General features: G+C 54.1%; 17 protein-coding genes. 7 read left to right on the top strand and 10 right to left on the bottom strand.

The window, feature by feature from the left end:
- The first annotated feature begins 78 nt into the window (after nt 1–78).
- Entirely contained in the window at nt 79–1,671 is a 1,593-nt protein-coding gene (locus tag QWU44_RS00165; RefSeq protein WP_370913700.1) for a hypothetical protein, read from the top strand.
- 49 nt (nt 1,672–1,720) lie between these two features.
- Here the strand turns inward: QWU44_RS00165 and QWU44_RS00160 are convergent, their stop codons facing one another.
- A complete protein-coding gene (locus tag QWU44_RS00160) occupies nt 1,721–3,550 on the bottom strand; it encodes a BCCT family transporter (protein WP_370913699.1) in 1,830 nt (609 codons plus the stop codon).
- A gap of 170 nt (nt 3,551–3,720) precedes the next feature.
- Nucleotides 3,721–4,644, bottom strand: a complete 924-nt coding sequence (locus QWU44_RS00155; RefSeq protein WP_370913698.1) for an AEC family transporter — start codon at nt 4,642–4,644, stop codon at nt 3,721–3,723.
- A 94-nt stretch (nt 4,645–4,738) separates the two neighbouring features.
- Between QWU44_RS00155 and QWU44_RS00150 the strand changes: the two genes are divergently transcribed.
- The 4 genes from QWU44_RS00150 to QWU44_RS00135 are packed head-to-tail and all read left to right on the top strand — an operon-like array spanning nt 4,739 to nt 9,697.
- Nucleotides 4,739–6,295, top strand: coding sequence for an ABC transporter substrate-binding protein (locus QWU44_RS00150; RefSeq protein ID WP_370913697.1), 1,557 nt, complete (start codon nt 4,739–4,741; stop codon nt 6,293–6,295).
- Entirely contained in the window at nt 6,295–7,236 is a 942-nt protein-coding gene (locus QWU44_RS00145) for an ABC transporter permease (RefSeq protein ID WP_370913696.1), read from the top strand. The genes QWU44_RS00150 and QWU44_RS00145 overlap by 1 nt, the downstream gene beginning before the upstream one ends.
- Before the next feature lie 50 nt (nt 7,237–7,286).
- Nucleotides 7,287–8,081, top strand: a complete 795-nt coding sequence (locus tag QWU44_RS00140) for an ABC transporter permease (protein ID WP_370914269.1) — start codon at nt 7,287–7,289, stop codon at nt 8,079–8,081.
- Nucleotides 8,078–9,697 (top strand): dipeptide ABC transporter ATP-binding protein, encoded by a 1,620-nt coding sequence (locus QWU44_RS00135; protein ID WP_370913695.1) that lies wholly within the window; start codon nt 8,078–8,080, stop codon nt 9,695–9,697. The genes QWU44_RS00140 and QWU44_RS00135 overlap by 4 nt, the downstream gene beginning before the upstream one ends.
- Before the next feature lie 1,559 nt (nt 9,698–11,256).
- On the opposite strand, the gene QWU44_RS00130 is transcribed toward QWU44_RS00135, so the two are convergent.
- From QWU44_RS00130 to QWU44_RS00120, 3 genes are all read right to left on the bottom strand, one after another.
- Nucleotides 11,257–12,180 (bottom strand): hypothetical protein, encoded by a 924-nt coding sequence (locus tag QWU44_RS00130; RefSeq protein WP_370913694.1) that lies wholly within the window; start codon nt 12,178–12,180, stop codon nt 11,257–11,259.
- A gap of 1,728 nt (nt 12,181–13,908) precedes the next feature.
- Nucleotides 13,909–14,481, bottom strand: coding sequence for an HAD-IIIA family hydrolase (locus QWU44_RS00125; protein WP_370913693.1), 573 nt, complete (start codon nt 14,479–14,481; stop codon nt 13,909–13,911).
- Complete coding sequence (locus tag QWU44_RS00120; RefSeq protein WP_370914312.1) at nt 14,468–15,361, bottom strand: hypothetical protein; 894 nt, start codon at nt 15,359–15,361, stop codon at nt 14,468–14,470. The genes QWU44_RS00125 and QWU44_RS00120 overlap by 14 nt, the downstream gene beginning before the upstream one ends.
- On the opposite strand from QWU44_RS00120, the gene QWU44_RS00115 reads away from it, so the two are divergent.
- On the top strand, nt 15,302–16,222 hold the full coding sequence (locus tag QWU44_RS00115; RefSeq protein ID WP_370913692.1) for a glycosyltransferase family 9 protein: 921 nt from the start codon (nt 15,302–15,304) through the stop codon (nt 16,220–16,222). The two genes, QWU44_RS00120 and QWU44_RS00115, sit on opposite strands and share 60 nt — an antisense overlap.
- Nucleotides 16,198–17,208 (top strand): hypothetical protein, encoded by a 1,011-nt coding sequence (locus tag QWU44_RS00110; RefSeq protein ID WP_370913691.1) that lies wholly within the window; start codon nt 16,198–16,200, stop codon nt 17,206–17,208. Before QWU44_RS00115 ends, QWU44_RS00110 begins: the two co-directional genes overlap by 25 nt.
- On the opposite strand, the gene QWU44_RS00105 is transcribed toward QWU44_RS00110, so the two are convergent.
- Genes QWU44_RS00105 through QWU44_RS00085 form a run of 5 tightly spaced genes read right to left on the bottom strand, consistent with a single transcriptional unit; the run spans nt 17,166 to nt 21,884 of the window.
- On the bottom strand, nt 17,166–18,212 hold the full coding sequence (locus QWU44_RS00105; protein WP_370913690.1) for a Gfo/Idh/MocA family protein: 1,047 nt from the start codon (nt 18,210–18,212) through the stop codon (nt 17,166–17,168). The genes QWU44_RS00110 and QWU44_RS00105 overlap by 43 nt on opposite strands.
- A complete protein-coding gene (locus QWU44_RS00100; protein ID WP_370913689.1) occupies nt 18,209–19,153 on the bottom strand; it encodes an NAD-dependent epimerase/dehydratase family protein in 945 nt (314 codons plus the stop codon). The genes QWU44_RS00105 and QWU44_RS00100 overlap by 4 nt, the downstream gene beginning before the upstream one ends.
- Entirely contained in the window at nt 19,153–20,514 is a 1,362-nt protein-coding gene (locus QWU44_RS00095) for an adenylyltransferase/cytidyltransferase family protein (RefSeq protein WP_370913688.1), read from the bottom strand. Before QWU44_RS00095 ends, QWU44_RS00100 begins: the two co-directional genes overlap by 1 nt.
- Nucleotides 20,498–21,100 carry an SIS domain-containing protein gene (locus tag QWU44_RS00090; RefSeq protein WP_248095472.1) on the bottom strand — a complete coding sequence of 201 codons (603 nt, stop codon included), beginning with the start codon at nt 21,098–21,100 and terminating at the stop codon, nt 20,498–20,500. Before QWU44_RS00090 ends, QWU44_RS00095 begins: the two co-directional genes overlap by 17 nt.
- Nucleotides 21,087–21,884, bottom strand: a complete 798-nt coding sequence (locus QWU44_RS00085) for an aldo/keto reductase (protein ID WP_370913687.1) — start codon at nt 21,882–21,884, stop codon at nt 21,087–21,089. Before QWU44_RS00085 ends, QWU44_RS00090 begins: the two co-directional genes overlap by 14 nt.
- Between the last annotated feature and the right edge of the window lie 48 nt (nt 21,885–21,932).

Below are 21,932 nucleotides of genomic sequence, written 5' to 3'. Positions count from 1 at the left end.
AAAAGGAGATCCACCATGCCAATTAATTTCAGCCCGATTCAAGTTGTCAATATTGTGAATAAACTAAAACAACAGTATATGAAAAGCGTCCGCATTGGAGAAATAGTAGGATTCGGGCCACATATCAGCGCATATTCCTCGGCCCCTGGGTTGGGTGATCTCGGGCGGCAGCATGCACAGATTTTTGCCGGAGCGACCGGTTCAGCCGATGATGTACTCGCTGTCTTCCGTGAGCAGGCCCAATGGTTGGCCGAAGCATTGCATTCAACGGCACGGGCAATGGAGACCATCGACGGAGTCACCCATATCCAACTGGTCACCGGCGCACCGGGGCCAGACCTCGCACCAGCAGACCTGCCCTTTCCTGATCGGCCCGCGGCAGACTACCGACCTTTCACCTTCAATATTCCTGCCATCGGCGGCGGGGGAACACTTGCTGGCTTGGCCGCCGCGTTTTCCACAACCAACACCGCGGCAGCAGACCGGGCGACTGATACCTGGAATCAGATAGCCACCCACACCGGGGAGATAGCCGATGAGCTTGATGCGATTGCCGCACAAATCCGTGATCTCACCGAGGGGGAGTCATTCGAGCAGGCTGCACACACCATCACCACCGTCGCAGACAGTGCTCGGGTGTTTTCCGGTAATGCCCGGATCATGGGGAACAGTATTGCCGGTCTCAACCCGATCAATTCCTGGGCTCAAGCAGAAATCGCCCTCGCGCAGGCGGAGATAGCACTGATCGAAGAACCTACCGAGCGTGCCGTCGCCGAAAAGGTATGGGTCTCGTCGTTTCTCGGAGGTAGGTTGCCTTCCGTCGTGTCGAGTGCGGTTCCACCGATCAGTCACTTGATGGAACCAGCCGCCGTCGGCCACTCCGGGAATACCGGCACTGGTAGCCGCCCAATCGGGATACCGGATGCGGCGCCATCGATCACCGGTGGTGCCGTCGCCGGTGCTGGTGGTGGGACAGCAGGACAGATTGAGTCTGCCCAGGCCAGTGGTGCCGGTGTGTTACACCCCAGCGAGGTTGGAACCTCTGCGTCCGGGCAGGGAGGGACCCCACCGGTGAGGGCTGGTTCTATGGCGGGCACTGCTGGCGGTTCCGGTGGTGGGTTGTCTCCGGTGGTGTCTGCTGCTCACAGTGGCACCGGTACCGGTACAGGTGTGAGCACGGGCGCGGGTACAGGTGGTGGGACCGTTTTATCGCCAGGCCATACCGGTACTGGTGCTGGTGTTGTCAACGCTCAGGGTGCTGGTGTGGGGACTGGTGGTGCAGTTCGATCGGTGAGCGGTCCGGTCGGTGGGTACGGCACAGGTGTTGGCGGTGGTTCCTCCCGAGGCGGTGCCGGGGTCGCTGGCGGTGTGTCGCCTCGTTCTGGGGTGCCTGGTGGGTTGGGTGGTCAATCCACGGGGACGATTTCAGGCGGACAGGGCCAGACTGCAGGGGGTGCACAGTCTGCTGGTGTGGGACGTGGTGGTGTTGCCGGTGGCGTGCCGATGGCTGGTGCGGGTGCTGGTGGTGGCCGGGATCGGAGGAAACCGTCTGCGGTGTTGTCTCAGGTGGAGCGGTCGGGGAATCTGGAGAAAATTCTTGGCCCTGCGCCATTGACGGTCCCGCCTGTGATCGGGGACTGGGCACGCACCACCCCACCAGAGACACAGTGAGAAACGTCCGGATCCGCTTCCCGAGAAGTGGATGTTTCAGCACTCCGGGTCAGCGTCGGCCCGGAGTGGAGGATTCCGCAGAATTATTCCCGCCTGTGACGTCGAGTTCCCCGTCGACGACGACGTTTCCGGAGATGACGATACTGCCGTCCCCGTCATATCCGTAGACCAGCGGAGGCAGTGGGTTGCCGTCCGCGTCATATCCGGGTGCGGGACGATTCTCCTGCTCAGCGAGCTTCTCCGGAGAGTCCGTCTGTTCCCATTGCCGGGTGAGCATTTTAGGTTTCGCGGCGGCGTCATCGATCATTCCCTTCAGCAGGGAGTACATCATCACGAACTGCATGATGAAGAACGGGAGCGCAACGATGATGACGACCTGCTGCAGGGTCTCGATTCCGGTGTCGGGGCTCATGAGAAGAAGTGAACCGGCAACCGAACCGATGCTGCAGGCCCACATGATTCGGTAGTAGACGGGAGAGGAGTCTTCTTCACCGGTCGCGAACATGTCGGTGACCATCGCGGACGAATCAATCGAGGTGATGAAGAAGATCACGACGATCGCCAGTGCGAAGATGCTGACGACGCCGGTCGCCGGGTAATAGTCGAGGAAGGTGAACAGTGCGGCAGCCGTGTTGCCGTCTTCGACCACCGGCTTGACGAGTGCACCGGGATCAAGTGCCTCGATCTCGAAACCGGCACGGCCGAAGACGGCGAACCAGATGACGGAGAAGATCGCCGGTAGACAGATAACCCCGGCGATGAACTCGCGGACCGTGCGCCCCCTGGAAATACGGGCGACGAACATGCCGACGAACGGGGACCAGCAGATTGTCCACGCCCAGTAGAACACCGTCCAGGAGCCCTGCCAGCCGGGGTTGTTGGCGAAGGCGTCCGTGTAGAACATCAGGCTGGGAGCGCGGTCAACGTAGATGCCGAAACCCTGAACTGTGGAGCGGAGCAGCGTGAGCGTGGGCCCGGTGATCAGGACGAACACCATCAGGAGCACTGCCATGGCGATGTTCACGTTGGAGAGCACCTTGATGCCCCGCTCCAGGCCACTGGCAACCGAGATGGAGGCAACAACGGTGATGAACACGATGATCCCCAGTTCAACGGGTCCGATGACCGGGACGTCCCAGAGCATGTTCATCCCCGCGTTGATCTGCAGGGTACCCAGGCCGACGGATACGGCGATACCGAAGACGGTGCCGACGATCGCCAGAACATCGATGAGCTTTCCGGGCCACGAGTAGATCCGGGCACCGAGGACGGGCGCGAAGACGGAACTCAGGCGCGGAGGCAGTTTTCTCTTGTAGATGAAGTATCCGAGCGCCAGACCGGGGAGAGCCATGATGACCCACATGTGTGCACCGAAGTGGTAGAAGGTGAACGCCATCGCTTCGATAGCCGCCGCCTGGGAACCGGGTTCGACGTCAGCCATCGGTGGATTGGTCATGTGGTGCAGCGGCTCAGCGACACCCCAGAACATGAGGACAGCGCCGATGCCGCCGGCGAAGAGCATCGCGAACCAGGCCGGCAGGGAGTGTTCGGGTTCGTCGTCGTCATCGCCGAGGCGCATCCGACCGAAATGGGAGACGAACACACCGAGCAGGAACACCACACAGATGGATACGCCACCGATGTAGAGCCAGCCGAGATCCGTCAGGAGCCACGTCGCCACGCCTTCAAGGGTGACGCGGGCGCGTTCCCCGAAGATGACGGCGGCCGCGACGAATGCGACGATGATGCCCCCGGAAATGAGGAAGATGAACGGATCGGTGCTGAGGCTTCCGAGGAGGCCGCTACGCCGTATGTCGTCCTTCGGGGCATTTTCAGGTGGGGTGGTCGGTTCTGGGCCGGAATGTCCGGGCGACTTCATGGATCACGCCTTCATGGGGTGGCTGTCAGGGAACGCGATCCAGATTAGAAACACCAAACACCATGTACCGAATCGGTACGGCAGACACCCCCAGACGCGGCTAACAGATTTCACCACAGCATAAAGCGTTTTTCCAGGCCCCTTTTCCCTGCCCGAAAGAGATGTGACCACTAGCCGAAGAACGCGGAGACGAACACCATCACCGGAATGGAGAACAGGGTGGAGAGAACGGCTGCGTCACGCGCGAGAGCCGTGGTGACGCCGTACCTGTCGGCGTACACGAACACATTCTGTGCAGTGGGCAGTGCAGCCAGGACAATGACCGTCAGCAACGCATGCCCCTCCAACCCAAAAACGACCGCGAGTACACCGGCGACGATGGGGTGCAGAATATTCTTGCCCACCACCGCAACCGCGAGCACTTTGCGCGGTACCTCATCAGAATCGAGAATCCGCGTCGCTGCAAGCGACATGCCGAACGCGATGAGCGCCACGGGAACCGCCGCAGCAGCGAGTGTCGTCACCGCCGCAGCAGCGGGCCCGGGGATCGTCCATCCGGTGAGATTCCAGCCACCTCCGGCGACGGCGGCGATGACGATCGGATTCGCGAACGCCGCCTTGGCGAGCACGAGCGGCGACAGTGCGCGACCGCCAACGGAGGCTTCGAGTAACGTCAGGGCGAGGGGACCGTAGAAACTTATCTGGAAGAGCAGCAGCGGCACGACGGAGGTCGCGTCACCGAGGATGTGTACCGCAAGGGGCAGTCCCAGGTTTGCGGCGTTGCAGTAGGAACCGGCGAGTCCGGTGATGATCGCTCCAGGACCCGCGCCACCGGGGATGAGCCTGCCGATCAGAGCGACACCACCTCCGACGAAGAGACCCGAGGTGACGATCACAGCCAAGGGCGCGGCGATAATCGTCGACCAGTCCGCCACCGCCACCCGCCCGAAGACGAGGGCCGGCAGCGCGACGAAGAAGACAAAGCGGTTGAGTACTTGCGGGGCGTTCTCCCCCAGAACCCGGAGTCTGCCGACGAGCGCGCCGACGGCGATGACGCCGAACACCATGCTGAATCCAGCGGCCACGTCAGTCACCTGCCCATTGTTGCACCGGCACCCCGAGATACATACCTGTCCTGCAACAGGGGCGGTATCGGTTGCCCGGAGCGGAGGCGCTACCCTGTTCGTCATGGATGTGACCCACCTCAATGATCGGATTCGTCACGGGGCGGCGACGACCCTGGTGGCAGCCGGGACGACGCTCGCGCTCGCGGGGTGTTCCGCCGGTTCGACGGCCACCCAGACCGCGGCCATCGAGGACAGCGGCGCCGTCGTCGTCGCGGTCTCCGGAACGCCGGCGACGCTCGACTTCACCACCACCGGTGGTGCGGCGATTCCGCAGGCGATGATGTCGAACGTCTACGAGACGCTGGTGCGTATCGACGATGACGGCCACATCATCCCGTGGCTCGCCACCGGGTGGGATGTGTCCGATGACCGCACCGTCTACACGTTCCACCTGCGCGAGGGCGTGACGTTCGCCAACGGGTCCCCGTTCACCGCGGAGACCGCGAAGTTCTCCATCGACAGGGTGCTCTCCGATGCCTGGACCAATGGCCTGAAGAAACTCATGTCCCCCGTGACGGACACCCGCGTCGTCGACACGCACACCCTTGAGGTAACGCTGAGCGCGCCGTCGAATCAGTGGTTGTTCGCCATGGGTACCTTCGTCGGGGCAATGATGACTCCCGACGGTGTCGATGCCCTGGCGACCGACCCCGTCGGCACGGGCCCGTACACCGTCACCGACTTCGCGCTCGGCCAGTCCATCTCCTTCGCCGCTCGTGATGACTACTGGGGTGAGCCGCCGAAGAACGCCGCCGCCGCGATCCGCTACTTCGCGGACGCCGTGGGAGCGACGAATGCGCTCCGCTCGGGTGATGTCGACGCCGTCTATTCCATGCAGTCCCCCGAACTGCTGGACACGATCACCGCTCACGGCGGGTACACCGTCGAGGTGGGCACCACCAACGGTGAGGTGCTGCTGTCGATGAACAATCGACGGGCCCCCTTCAATGATGTCCGGGTCCGTCGCGCCGTCATGTACGCCATCGACCGGCAGGCCGTGATCGACACCGCGTGGGACGGGTTCGGCACCGACACCGGCGGGGCCCCGGTCCCACCGACCGACCCCTGGTACCGGAAATCCGAGCGCTACCCCTACGATCCCGACAAGGCTCGGCAACTGCTCGCGGAGGCCGGGATCGACGGGACGAACAACCGGGTCGTGATCTCGGTGCCGTCGCGCCCCTACGCCAACGCCGTGTCGGAGATCATCGTCTCCCAGTTGCGCGACGTGGGGCTCGACGCCCGGATCGAGTCCACCGAGTTCCCGGCCGTCTGGCTGCAGAAGGTGTTCAAGCAGCACGACTACGACATGTCGATCATCCTGCACATCGAGGCCCGCGACATTCCGGCCCTGTTCGGTGACCCCGAGTACTATCTCGGCTTCGATTCGCCGGAGGTCCGCGAGAACATCGCGCGGGCCGACACCGGGACCCCCGAGGAGTACATCGAGGGGATGCGCGCGGCGGTGGACACCATCATGGAGGAGGCTGCGGCCGACACTCTGTTCAACTATCCGAACATCGTCATCACCGCGCCCGGGGTGACCGGTGTCAACGCCGACGCGGTCGACGATGCACTGGAACTCGCGACGATCAGTGTGGAAGAGGAGCGGGACTGATGCTCATCACCCTCGGCAGGCATGTCCTGCGCTACCTGGCAGCGATCTTCATCGCCTCCGTCGCCGTGTTCACGCTCATGCGGGTCATCCCCGGCGATCCGGCGGCCGTCGCCCTCGGGGTGAGCGCGACCCCGGAACTCATCGCGGCGAAACAGGCTGCCCTCGGCCTGGATCAGCCGTTGATCAGTCAATATCTCTCCTGGATCGGTGGCCTGCTCCGGGGTGACTTCGGGCTGTCCCTGACCAGCGGGCAGGACATCTCTCCCCTGGTGATCGACCGCCTGCAGGTCAGCCTCATCCTCGTGGGGACAGCGATGCTGCTCGCCCTCGCCGTCGCGATTCCGCTCGGCACCTGGGCCGCGCTACGCCACCGGCACGCCGACGGCATCGCCATCACCGCCGTCAGCCAGGTCGGAATCGCCGTCCCCAGCTTCCTCGCGGCGATCCTCCTCGTCAGCGTGTTCGCCGTGCACCTCGGCTGGGCGCCCGCCAACGGCTGGGTACCCCCCGACCAGGGCGTCGGGTTGTTCCTGCAGCGGCTGGTGATGCCGGTGTGCGCGCTCGCCGCAGTGCAGAGCGCGATCATGACGCGCTACGTCCGCTCCGCAGTACTGGAGATCCTCTCCGAGGACTTCATCCGCACCGCCCGCGCCAAGGGGCTGTCCCCCTGGCAGGCACTCACGCGCCACGGCCTGCGCAACGCCGCGCTACCCGTCATCACCGTCACCGGTGTGCAGTTGGCGACGCTGGTGATCGGCGCGGTCGTCATCGAGCAGGTCTTCGTTATCCCCGGCCTCGGATCGATGCTTCTCGACGCCGTGAGCACCCGCGACCTCACCACGGTGCAGACCATCGTGATGGTCCTCGTGCTGTTCACCCTCGCCGTGACGATGCTCGTCGATCTCCTCGCCACAGCACTCGACCCCCGGACAGGACGGTGAACACCGTGAACGGACTCACCCGCACCCTGCGCAGACTCCCGATCCCCGGAATGATCGGACTCGGCATCGTCACCCTCGTCGTGGCCCTCGGCCTCATGTCCCTGATCTGGACGCCCTACGATCCGATCCACGCGATTCCCGCCGACCGCCTCGAAGGCCCATCCCTGCGGCACCTCATGGGCACCGACCGCTACGGGCGGGACGTGTTCTCCCGGATCATGGCCGGCTCCCGCATCACGCTGCTCGTCGGGCTCGTGGCCGTCGGTATCGGCGTCCTCGTGGGCACGCCGCTCGGCGTCCTCGCCGGAATGCAGCGCGGCTGGGTGGAAACGATCGTGCTCCGCGGGGCAGATCTCCTTCTCGCCTTCCCCGCGCTGCTGCTCGCCATCGTCGCCGGCGCCATCTACGGCGCCTCGACGGTCTCAGCGATGGTCGCCATCGGCATCGCCACCGTCCCCGGATTCGCCCGCGTCACCCGCGCCGGAACCCTCCAGGTGATGTCCCGCGACTTCATCGCCGCAGCCCGCACAGCCGGACGCTCCGGCCCCGCGATCGCGTGGCGGCACGTCCTACCCAACATCACCGGCATGCTCATCGTCCAGGCATCCGTATCCTTCGCCCTGGCGATCCTCGCCGAAGCCGCGCTCTCCTTCCTGGGCCTCGGCACCCCACCCCCCGACCCGTCCTGGGGCCGGATGCTCCAGTCCGCCCAAGCATCCCTGGGGTCCGCCCCGATGCTCGCATTCTGGCCCGGTCTCGCCATCGCCGGAACCGTCCTCGGATTCAACCTGCTCGGTGACGGCCTCCGCGACGTGTTCGACCCGAAGACAAGGAAACGCTCATGACCCTGCTCACCGTCACCGATCTCGGCGTCGACACGCGACGCGGGGAAACCCTCATCGAACAGGTCTCCTTCACCATCGACTCCGGCGAACGCGTCGGACTCATCGGGGAATCCGGCTCCGGGAAATCACTCACCGCCCTCTCCCTGATGGGTCTACTACCCGACGAGCTCTCCGCGCATGGTGAGATGACACTCGACGGGGAAACCGGGAACCTCATCGACTACCCGGACCGCCGGATGCGCACACTCCGCGGCAGGCGGGTATCCATGGTGTTCCAGGAACCCATGACCGCCCTGAACCCGCTGATGACCGTCGGTGCGCAGATCGCAGAGGTGATGACCCACCACGGCACCGTCGACTCCGACGCCGCAGCACGCGACCGGACTCTCGAGCTGCTCGCCGACGTCCGCATCACCGACCCCGAACGCATCTACAGCGCCTACCCGCACCAGCTCTCCGGCGGGCAACGCCAACGCATCCTCATCGCGATAGCCCTCGCCAACGATCCCGACCTGCTGATCTGCGACGAACCAACCACCGCCCTCGACGTCACCGTGCAACGCCAGATCGTCGAACTGATTCTCGAACTCGTCGCGCGGCGCGGCACCGGCCTGTTGTTCATCACCCACGACCTGGCGCTGGTGTCCGGGGTGTGCGAGCGAATCCTGGTCATGCGCGACGGCAACCTCGTCGAAAGCGGCACCACCGAGCACATCCTCACCGACCCGGCCCACGATTACACGAGGGGGCTGCTCGCAGCCAGTGACCTCGACGCCCGCGACCCCGACGGCCACCTCTACACCGTCGAGACCGCCACCACCGGCGACTACCGGCCCGGCCACGTCCACAAAGCGCCCACCGTGCCCCCCATCGGCGACGTCGTACTGTCCGCTACAGGAGTATCCCGAATCTACGTGGGCAAACGGCGAGGATTCCTCGCCCCCCGGCGGCACACCGAAGCACTCAGGGACGTGTCCCTGGAACTCCGACGCGGACAACGCCTAGGGATCGTCGGCGGCTCCGGCTCCGGAAAAACAACCCTCCTCCGGATCCTCGCGGGCCTGGAATCCCCCACCACCGGCACAGTCACCCACGCCGAACGCGCACAGGTGGTGTTCCAGGACCCCATGGGCTCACTCGACCCCCGCATGCGCATCGGGGCGATCGTCGAGGAACCACTGCTCGGACTCGGGCTATCCGGTGAGGAGCGACGGACCAGGGTCGCCGAGGTGCTCGGCGAGGTAGGAATCGGCGCCGACGCCGTCAACCGCTTCCCGCACGAGTTCTCCGGCGGGCAACGCCAACGCATCTCCATCGCCCGCGCCCTGTCCGTGAAACCCGACGTGCTGTTCGCCGATGAGGCGGTCAGCGCCCTGGATGTTTCCGTCCGCGCCCAGGTACTCAACCTGCTCAGCGACCTCGTCGCCGACTACGGGCTGGCCCTGTTCTTCGTCTCCCACGACCTCTCCGTCATCCGCCAGATGTGCTCCGACGTCCTCGTACTCAACCACGGGGACGTCGTCGAGGCGGGCCCGGTGGATCGCATATGGGCTAACCCGCAAGCTGACTACACACGGGAACTGCTCGCGGCCGTGCCGAGACTGGTGGGGAGGTGATGAGAGAGTCTACGTAACGACGAGTTCAGATAGCATCTGGTGTACCAAAGTCTTGAGACTCGGGCGAAGGCGATTTTGTTGCGGGCATCGGTGGCATCTGGATGCCAAAGCCGAAAAGTTGGATGGGACGCCTAAACCCTGGCATAACGATCCAACGGGAAAAATACGTAGCACCCCAAGGATTTCGATGTCCTATCGATCCCGGACATCGCCTCCCTTCATCAAGTACCGTACAGACCCAGCTAAGCAACCTCGGCCTCGGCGATACAGGATCGTCCCAGGTTTGAGCGCTGTGGCACCACAACGAGTTGCACCAGCGCGCAATCTACGTATCGGGCTTGGCATCCCGTCCTCCGGCTAAGGCGCACGTTCCGAAAAGCTCTCTCCTCGCGTGTCAGCGAGTTCACTGCCGCGCCGCTCACCGGGCCGGTCGTGGGACACCGGATCGTTAACAACGCCCATCAGCCGGGTCACCGCTGATATCCGTGTCACTATTACTGACGCTGGAGGACCGAGACGCAACCGCGTGAACACATTAATCGATACCTCGACAATCCTCCAGCCCGGAGGCGGATACCAGATCGCAGAACCGCTGATGCGGTACAACTTCCGGCTGAAACGGCGCCTGTCGCCGAATTCGCAGATCAACAGCCAATGTTCAATATCCAGCATCTCTATCCGTAACGCTCACAAATATCCAGGCGCATCTGTCTACGAACGAACCGATCTGCCACCCGTCCAGCCTCGGCCCGTCGATCCAATTCGAACTTCCCTGAACCTATAGCCCCAAATCACCAAAAGCACGATCTGTCCTTCCGCAATCACAGATAGTGATTCAGCCAGATCTCCGGCTTATGAACAACCCAAAAAACGAAACCGAGAACCCGTTCGGCGGCCCAGACAATACCGTAGCCAGGCTTTAAACCGGTACCTCGCCGGTTGTTTGAGCGAAACCTGTCCAAAACAATGTAGTCACTGCTGCTCGTCGGCCAGCGGCGTGTGACCCGCCACCGACAGGTGAATGACCCACTGCGTAAGATCAGAGAACATACCCTCACCAATAGGGGTGGTTTGAACTACCACCAGCCGAAACCTGCTACCGCCAGCAATAGAACGCAAGAGACAAAGTGTACATTGGGATAACAACCTGAACGGATCGTGCGTGACTAGTATCGATGCCATCGCTACGAAAGTCTTCGAAGTTCGATCAGCGCGGGATTAGCGCAAACAAAACTGCAGCCGCTTAGCCTGTATCACCAAGTAGCCCCTTACCCCGGCGAACCCAACGAAAAAATCCATAAATAATCGTGCCTAACGTAATAAAAATAATCGGTGAAATAACACAACGGAACTACGAGCCCTTGACACCTGATCAGTTCCCGTGAACACAAAAGGAACAGACCACCTCAACCGAGCGCCTTGTCGAAAAACACCCGAACTACCATGCTCCTTATATGCACTCCGACCTAGAAACAATCAAATCCGCAAAAAGCCCATGATCAAGATGTCCACGTTTAACCCTACCTACGAAACAGTAAAACTTTACCTTTTCCAAATATCTAGTTATTCAGCCCACCATACCAATCCGGCGGAAAGATACTCTCATCCAAGAGAATATCTGGATACTCTTCTTCGGGTAAATATGAATCTTCAACTATCCGATACATCTCATACTTAAAATGAAAAAACCAAAAAGCATTTGGTGAGTTTGGGGAAAGGACAACGTAAGGCGCATTACACGTTTCTTCGCAATAAAACTCATGATCTTTCGGCCGGTCGCCACTCCGCCATTCACGGTATTGTAGAATTAAAGATTCTTCTTCTTTTCTATTTTTAGTATAGTGGAATGTGAAACCTGGGCTGGTCCGAAATAGGAGAATATTCAACTCGCCAGGATTTTCAACTCTCATATTTTTCTCGCGATTTGCAGACAAGAGATCACGCACATTACGCCATATACGCGCAGCTTGCCAGTCAGGTTTACCAATCGGCTTGCCTCGGTTAGAAATATCGGAAACCATTGGATCCAAGAAGACCGCTGTTAACTTTTGGTCAGACCTTAGCGGAAGTGAGGCTCGAATATCACGGGAAAGTCGAGGGAGAGAACCTCCAATAATAACAATCTCTTTAAAATCACCTAACCCCTCAGCCCCGCCGCGTTTTGACCCACCAGTATCAGGCGCCCACTGAAAGACACCTTCATTCTGACACCTAATTAGACTGGTAACCTTGTTAGTTAATTTTTCGTTGGCATTATCCTGATCTTTCTGGCGATGACATTTCGCCTGAGTATCGGCGAAACCAATAAAAGCAGCGGTCGCCGGCACAATAAGAAAACCGAAGACATTTGGAAGGGTAAAATCGACACCGGCGAAAGCCCACACAACGACGACAAATCCGAGCCAAAACCATTTGGCCCAGTTACCAGCATTCTCCCAAAAAGCTGCCCACCACCTCTCTTTAAACTCGGTGGCGTTACGCATTTTCATTCCTCGTTTCTGTCGACAATATAGAAAACAAACGAAAGTCTAAAACAACAACACCAAAGTGAAATGGCATACGGGAAAACCTAAAATGACTAACCTACCCGAAAAGAGCAACATCGACCCCAAAACCTCCGCCAGAAAATAATACCGTATTATCAGGCCTGGTAAAGGATTTACATCAGAAATGTATACAGTTACAAAATATTTGCCGTCCTCATTGACGATCGACTCAGCGACAAACTCAAAATAGCAATAAAACAACGTAACAAAATAGAGGAAGTCCATTACGAATTATGAGACCAGTATACGGAAAACATTGCCTACGTTAACCTAACAACGCTCAACTTATCTCTCGAGCGATGCCCCCGGTATAACTTATAAACATTTCGGATACAGTCTTCCGCAACCCACCAATTCTCGAAAACTATCGTACGAAATACAGTACGTCTAAATTACCGAGAGCCTAATTAAATTAACGAGAGCTTGCTCGAGTCACCTGAACGACTGGGTGGTATACCTTCCACCAACGGAACCTTATCATACCAAGACCTAACGAGTATGCGCGGTACATCCGGAAAAACTACCTGTCGCCCAAATAAAGCTCGACGACCCACAGCTTATTCCCCACATCATGGAAACGCCACGGGTCACTCGATGCCAGCTCTTCATACGAAGGCGCGAAGATTTATAGCCAGAGAATCAGAAAAATCGCAACTAAAAGAGCATGCTGAAATGTGACTTCCCGACTACCGACCGACACGACTTCCAAATCTAACCTTGGCAGGATCTGGAGCCGCCACGGACAAAGCGATTATTCCATAAAAGCTATCCTCGACCGTCATGGTGAGCAAACAATTTAGAACCTTCAGCAATTGCGAATAGATAGATCCGGTATTAAGCTCCACCCAACAAACGCATTTCTCAAAAAGCGCGCCAATTGCCAAAGACTAGCTTACCCAGGAAGAGCTACAAACTCAAACTATTTCTGATACTTAAAATACTGATGACAGCCCTACAAAATAAGCCAATCTCGATGGTATTATCACTCAATCTGGCATAGTCCTGAGAACTACCTGCGCGTGAAATATTTCTTTTCCTTTTCCGTCCGGAACCCTCCGACCGCAAAATGCTTGCCATAGATTATCACGAACTAGTTGAATTTGTTCCTTTTAAAATACAACCTAATATTGACTCGACGGACCGATACTTCGGCGAAGACCCGACATGTCTTTACGAATGCTAGTTGGTAACGCACTTAGTATAGACCGTAAAACTGTATAATAAATGTGTTCGCCGGCGGAAGGACGGTCTTACTTTTTAACTTCAATAAAATTGCCGACCTCCCCTACGGACACACGTACTTTTTCCGTTAAAATACGGACCGAACGAATGAGCGGAAGTTGGCCTAAATCGCCAATCACCCTTCTCCACCGAGACTAATAGTCGACGATGCGGTTGAAAGGTTTTTTGACTAAGGTCTAGGTGTTACAACCCGACAACTTGCTTCCCGCCTATGAAGAATAGGGGCGAAAATAGTTAGCGTATCAGTATCCACAAGGGAATAGCATTAATTATCAACCGGCAATGAATAAGATCACAGCAAGTTTACGAATAACGTAGCGATGTGGAATGTCGGAAAAGAAAGTCTTTTTAAGAAAATAGGATTTTGCGAATATTAAAGATCAAGTAAGTGACTAAATTTACTAGTCTATTCAAACTGCCAAACTATAGAAGCTCCAGAATCTCCTCAAATCGGTCGATACACACGGAATCCGGAAAATGCTGTTTGACGAGTTGAGAATCACGCAGACCATGCCCGGTCCGAATATGAACAGCCCTCGCACCAAGATTTGATGCGCACGCAATATCCGACATCTGATCTCCGACGAAGAAACAGGTATTAAAGCTTGCGAATAGTTGACAATGAGCTAGAATATGTTCAGTTTTAGGCTTCCTACACTCACAGTTATCCAACGGCGAGTGTGGACATATTAAAGAAAAGCTAATTACCGTACGCCCGGGATCGAGGGTTTCTAAAATTAAATGGTGCAAATTCAAAACGTCATGTTGCGAAACCAATCCCCGCCCGATACCGCTCTGATTGGTAACGATTGCTGCCCTTAATCCTTTCTTTGCAAGAATCATCAGGGTATCTGCTACAGTTGGAAGAACGGTAATTTGATCTGTACAAGTCGCGTAACGAGAAGATAAATCTACAAGAACACCATCACGGTCGAGAATTAGCGAAACAGGTATATCTGAATTACAGCCCCCCTGAGCCCAGTCAAGAAAAATCAATTTTATCACCTATTAACGAATAGATACGCCGTGCCCAAAAAGTCCTATATACAACGCTATTCCAGTCTGAAACCAACCTCCTCACTGCATCCAATATCAAACTTAGCCGATCGCTACTATCCTCGAAACAGTACTCACAAAGTCTACCGAAACCATCATTTTTATGTACGGAATGTATCCACCGAGACTTCTGCAAACGACGAATTGTATAGCCACCAGCGGCGTAGTCTACAGGAATAATTTGTCCATCAAACTTTAATACGTTACTTATAGACGGATCTCCGTGCCCAAGAACTGCAACCCAGGGCTCCTCAGATCCGCGGTACAACAAACGCCGTAGTATACTCCGATCAATAGCGCCGGAATCGGACAACTTGATAAGCGCTCGCCGATAGTTTGAAGGCAACACCGCTGCGTCTGTAATCAAAGGGCCTTCAAACAAGCACGGGAACGTTCTGCAAACCTCTTTCCGGGAAATCTCATTTTCACCAGCTATATATTTAGTAACAGTCGCCGTCACAACGAACTTTCTCTTGATTTCCGGCAAAGAAACCAAAACCATTCCAATACTACCAGGACTAGTCGGTACCGTCCATGAGAGATTGTCAAAAACATACTTTTCCCGTCGAGCTCTCGTTAAACTTGTCACCCGTACAAAAATTCGGTCGCCCGAAAGACAACCCATCACATACAAAGCTGCACCAGAACGACCACTAGTAATCTTCTCGTTTAGGAAATACTTTACTCCCATGTAATCGGAGACTTTTACGATAAGATACTGTAACTCTCGAGGTTGAAGCCTGATAGGATTAGACCAGTCATGATCAAAAACGTAGCGATCCTTCTGGGGCACCTTGGTGATGTTTGCCTTCTCAGCCAATTATCTCAACTCAATTCCAAAGAGTTTGGTCTCATAACAAATCGGAGCTTTGTAGACTTCGCCAGCGCATACGGTTCTTTTAGCTTCGTAACCGATCCTACCAGCACCCGATGGGACGAGGTGAACGCATTAGATTTACATAATAGATCATGCCGAGATAGCGAATATCGTGCTATCATTCAGTCAAACCTACCGCGAATACGCGCGACGAAGTTCCGCCTTAGCTGGCTCGGGGTTCCGGGGCAGGTCATAGAACCACGCCAAGTCGAAAGCGAACCGCTTTTCTCTTACTGGGGAAGTCTCCTCAACCTATCCGAAACTTTAGAGCATCACGGGAGGTCTCACGCCTTAATGCCACCATGCAGAAGAGGGATCTCCACTTGTAGAACTATTCTATGCCTACAATCGACGACTAGACACAAGTCTTTAGACCCGATAGTCGCATCTAAGATCGCTAGCGAATTGTTTCGATTGACGGGCGGCAAAGTCACGATTATAAACGGGCCCGGCGAAAAGCCTGAGTTCGACTCATTGGAGTCTAGGATTCCCGAGAAAACCATCCGGAGTCCGGCGGAGTTCTTGGAGATTTGCCACCGTTCCTGTACCGTCGTATCCGTCGACTCCGGACTACGCCATCTCGCAGCGTTTGCAAAAATACCACGAATCGTAATCTACGGCCCCACATCACCCCGAATATGCGGTTCGGGCATGGGTGAAATTCCGGTGTTACCGGAAGCATCATGTACCGAGTGCGGAAATACCGAAATATGCACCTTCTTTAAACCGTACTCCTGTCTCAGCGAAACGACAGGAATAATAGAAAAGGTAACAAGAGAATGGCAAATGCTACACCAAAAGTAGATGCAATTTTCATGGTAGATGGGCTAACTTCCTCCCGTGATCGTAAGTCACATCTTCCGATTGCCGATTCATTGACTAAGTTTGGGTACCAGCAATCTTGGATCAACTACAATCCGTTTTCCGCCGATGGACAGTACGTCGAAACAATAGATGTATTTCCATCCCTCTTCGGTTTTATACCCGAAGCTAGCCCGGGGAGAAGCGGTTTAGAGCGCATCCTTGACGGCGACTACCATCGTCGCTGCAATTACTATTTTACTTTCCACACCTACAAAGACTCCCGACTATTCTACCCAACCGCCTCCTCCGTTAATCTTCATCTGCGTCGCAGTAGATACTCTTCGGGTGGGAGGACTTGGATAGCCTGCACCGAGACAAGAAGCTCAGAAGTACACGCACTTGAGTATCTGACCGCGAAGCTCGAAGATATCGAAATCTCGCATCGTCGATACTCGCCCTATTTACAGCGACCAATGGAAAAGCCGAAACAAAACTATGAACTTCTTGGATGGTGTCACGGTGCTTTACTTTCGGCGCTGCTTTTCTCGGAGGTAGCCTTTAACAAAAATAGACACTCAAAATTATCACGACCGTCATTCTCGCGAGCAGAAAGAATGAAAAGTGTTGATCTTGATATCAGAAATATTCTCGAACGCGGAAATATTCCGGTTATCTACTGTAAAGATCCAGCCTGGAACGCGAGAAAAGGCAGTTCGAAAAGCGAAGCTATTGCCTACTGCGCCGCAATGGCCAAAAAGATAGCTCAAGGTATCGATTTTGGGAATCTATTGATTGTCAGCGACCATAACTCCGAAAACAATTGTCGGCAAACGCTAGCAGGACCGACCAAACTAGCTTTCATGTCTCGAGATAGCCGACTACTACAAGATTGGAAATCAAGCTGTATAGCGCATGCGGCATTTGATTTCAACGGCGTAATTAATCAAAAAGAGCTGTTCTCTTTCATTCGCCGTGCTTGGCTGTAGCATTCGTCAATGACGCTAAGACTCTCTAAGCCTATCCACGGATCAAATTTTCCAGCGTGCTTGAAATTCTCGGGTCTATCAGAGTTAAGAAACCTCCCAACACCGTTAACAAAGAGTTCCTTCCGGTAAGAGCGCTCGGCAAGAACGGAACTTTCACCTTTTGATATTTTCCGACAAACCCAATTACTCGATCCGCCTTTCTTCTCAACATTTAGGGTTAGCGTCCCATCATCAAACTCTACAATCACATCGGGTCGTCCTTCTAATGAATCGAGGTTCCAACCCGCATCAATAATTACGTCACAGTGGTATCCTTCTACTTTGAATTTACACCTCGTAAGTAGGGTACGGTTTCCAAATCGCTCCCAGTCAGACAAAACAACGGCCGTCGTCAAATTTGATTTGAGTGCTGGTTGAATAAGGGAGTTCAAATATGAAACCAGGCCGACTGAGTGTACACCCCAGTCGTGAAGCACTTCGCCTCCCAACCGACGGTCGCCTCGCCAGCCAGAGTTGAGTTCGGAGGGATAGTTTCCTTTTACCGCCAGATCTATCGAACGAACTTTGCCAAGCTCCTTGTTGCAAATATACGTCTCGAGAACCTTTACAGCGTTTGAATGGAGAAATGTTTCCATATAAAATAGGGAAGTCTCCACAGGTAGTAAGCCTAAGATCCGTTCTGAATCTTCTCGATTGACGCCGAACGGTTTCTCAATGAGTATCCGAGATGGTTTGAATCTATTTCTTTTAATGCTACGAGCTACTTCGATCAGCGCTGCAGGCGGGACGGCAACAATCCAATCGTTTGATGCTTCTTCCAAACGATCAATCGACGGAAATATATCTGAGGAAATATCTAAGTTTGCGAGATCAATTTTCGCTTGTTTTGCAGATACCGGGCTAGGGTCAACTAGCTGTACATTCTTGACACTGTTATGCGCGAAAGCGGGGATATACCCATCCCTAGCTATGCCGCCACAACCAACTAGTACTAAGTTGCTCACTTTAAACTCCTACTTAGAAGGGAATATAGATTAGAAATGCTATCAAATATATCACATTTCTCGAGATGCTTGAGCGTAAAAGCCTCTTCTAAATCGCTAACATTTAAAAGAGTATTGTACTGGTATAGGGCTTTATGTGGATTTTCAATTAGTTGCACCTCGGAAGCTCCTTGCTCGAAACCAGCGATATATTCAACAACTTCTCCAAAAGACAACGCAGTACCCGAACCAAGGTTATATACGGGATTATCATGAACCTCTCGCATTATAATTGCTTGGACCATAGTGTGGCACACGCGATCGACCGGGATATAATCTCGTTTCGCCGTAACCGAATCCTTGAACAACTTCATCTTTCTCTTTGAGATATGTTGCAGCGCTAATTGACTCAAATAAGATGCCATTCTTCCTTTCCGGAGTTCACCGTATCCGAACACATTACTAAACCGAAAACAAACGTATTCCAAGCCTGCGATATTGGTTAGGCCTTCCTCCGCTAATTGCTTCGATTTTCCGTAAGGATTTAACGGACCCGTGGATTTGTCCGGGTCCCATTCGTCCCCAACAGACAAGCGACCCTTCCTAATTTTTTGACCATAAATACTACAAGAGGACGCAAACACCATAAAAGTCCCGGTGTCAGCGCACACTCGAGCCAACTCCTTAGTTCCCTCAACGTTGTTTGTGTTCAGCAAACCTTCATTGAAGCAAAGCGTGTCCGTGATCGCAGCCAAGTGAACCACCGCATCGAAGTTACCCGAACGTATCAAGTCAACTTCCGATTGATATGGTCCATGTACGAAATAGGTTGTAGGCGTCTTTTTTGAATTTGTACTATTAATGTCGACACCAACTGTTTCAAATTCTGGATAGAAACTCGAAACATACTTGCACAAATTGCTGCCGATAAACCCATTTGACCCGGTAATTAAAATCTTCATCAGTAATCCAATTCTTTCTGAATTATCTTCGTAGTTGATTGAGGAATTCTTCGCGGAAGAAATTCGACTTTGACACCGAGTTTTTGAAGACAGTCAAACTCCACTAATGTATCGGCAGTGTAGTCGTCGCCTTTTACAAAAAAATCTGGAACTATTTCACTAACCAACTCGCACGGAGTCTTTTCGTCGAAGACGACAACCAGGTCGACATAGCTCAGCGATTCGAGCATCATTTTACGTACATTCTGATCGAGAATCGGACGCTGATTCCCTTTGTTTTTTCTTATGCTCGAGTCGGAATTCAAACCTACTATCAGAAAATCACCGAACGACCTCGCACGTTTGAGCAAGTCGATATGGCCCGCATGTAACATATCGAAACAGCCTGTGGCCAAGACCACCCGCCTCCGACCAAGGCGCAACGCATCTTTGAGTGATCTTAGCGAATCCCTGCCGACATCTAATTGCGAAATAACTGAGTTTTCCACAGCGAGAAATAGTGTTGTAGTTTGGACTGCCAAGTTTGCGGCTTCTTGCGGAGGTTGTTCCAGCAAGTAATAAGCCCACATTGCTGTAGTAATATCCCCGGCTCCTATAGAGCTAGATAGAGATAGCCTTAAATTCCCAGGTGTGATCTCGCTAACCGAGTCTGTGCTTACAAAATAGGCCGGACAGCCTTTCCTCGTGATAAGCAGACCAGACCAATTCCGGGAGCGAACGGTTCGAATTAAATCGATATCGCTAAAACAGGAAGATCGAGGATCTGCCGTAATGGAAAAGTATTCCTCCTCGTTCATCTTTACTAAGGCACCACTTGGTGGGATAGTTTCCGAACTAGCGTGATAATCCCACACAAGTTGGCCGAGCCGCTGATCTGAAAAATCCGAAATATACGCCGCAAACCTTGGAATAACATAATTCTGGCCGTAATCATTTACTAGCAGGACTTCAGATTGTTCCAAAATTTCCTGAAACCGTGACTTCAACTTAACGTCTAACAATCCGTCTTGATCTTGATGCACTTCATCAACCCGAAGTAGGATCGATGACCCGCTGCTATATCGCGTTTTTCTGGGGGTTATATAATTCTGGTTGAAGTTAAATACATTAGAATGGTTCTCACCGTTAAAGCAATTGTCATTAATCAAACTCCCAGCGGAGCATAGGTAGGTGTTGGGATATAGTGTCTTCAAGCTAGTATAACTATTTGCAACTCCCCCGGCCTGCCGCGCGGTTTTTTTTGCATCAAAAACTATGCACGGTGCTTCAGGATTAGTTCGTGAAACATGGCCCGAAATAAATACGTCCTCAATCACATCACCGATTACACAAATGGGCCTGGTATTACTGGTTGAAGTCATTTTTCTCCTGTGGTCGATTGCAAAGATATATTTCAAGCTGTTTTGCTAGAAGATGGATAATAGTAAGATGGCACTCCTGAATCGTCGCAGTATTGTCGGAAGAGATAGCGATTGAATTAACAGCGAGCTTTTGTAACGTACTGTTTGAATGACCAACTAACGCTACTACATAGTCGCCATTCTTCCGAGCCTGCCGACAAAGCTCGATAAGGTTGCGACTTTCACCAGAAGTGCTAAAAAGTACAAGAGCGGTGTTCGGTCGTTTTACTGCAGCGTAACTTCGTTGAAGTACATGAAGGAAACCATAGTCATTGTTAATTGCTGATGTCGCTACCTGATCAATACCAAGAGTCATAGCCGAAAACGGTTCCCGATCGGTCTCGAACCTACCGACGAGTTCGCCAACAAAGTGCTGAGCCTGCGCTAGGGAACCACCGTTGCCGGTACACAGTATTATACCTTCGTCGCACAATATTTCAGCCAATTTTCTGGCAACAACCTGTAGCTTTACTACATCAATCTCCTTAAGTGCGCGTATCGTCTCATTTATTTTCATCGTAATTTCATTCATTTCAGAATTCTTCATGGCTCTCGGGATCTCCGCCCCTCCTGGCCTCCTTACATGTTGCGGTGATATCGGTCAGGCGTTTCAGATCCATCGGCTCCCCATTCGCGGCCAGAAAATTCTCTAACAAATGTACCTCGGACGAGGAACGGACGACCGGAATCACGTTTCGAGACAGGTGCCACTTAATTATGGTTGCTGCAGGTGTAAGGTTTAGGTCTCTCGATATATTTAGAATATTTTCGTCGTTTAGTATGTTACCCTGCGCTTTGCGGAGAGGACTCCACGCGTACATCTTTATTAGATTTTTTTGACAATAATCCACTAGCTCCGCCTGCGAATACCAAGGATGACACTCAAATTGAATAACATCCGGTTGAACTCCTGTTCTAGTCCGTAGGACTTCGAGCATCTCGATTGTAAAATTCGACACACCTATTTGCCGAACGTCCCCTCGGTTCTTTGCGTCTATCATTGCATACCAGCTATAAACATATTTGTTCAAACGCGGCAAAGGCCAGTGTATTAGGTAGGTATCCAATGTTTTTCCACCAAGGTTGTATTTTTGCTGTTTTATCATGCTATCGGTTTGATGGTACCCATGGGCTCGTCCCGGTAGCTTGGTTATAATTTCGACATCGTCATAAGACCGAAGTACTTCCCCGACCTCGCGTTCGTTTCCGTAGGTATACGCTGTGTCGAATTCCCGATATCCTATTTCGTAGGAATACTGAAGCAAATACCTAAGATCTTTCTGTTTGACACCACCCGTTCCTAGCACGATATTGTTGCGAAAGTTTGACATCGGTCTTTCCTTTCTCGTTTCTAGTTGTACTACTGTGTCTACTGAGTG

It is taken from the genome of Corynebacterium sp. CCM 9203 (genome assembly GCF_041357675.1).
Classification (GTDB): Bacteria; Actinomycetota; Actinomycetes; order Mycobacteriales; family Mycobacteriaceae; genus Corynebacterium.
The sequence above is the reverse complement of the archived record's forward strand: the minus strand, read 5'-3'. Positions and strand labels throughout refer to the sequence as shown.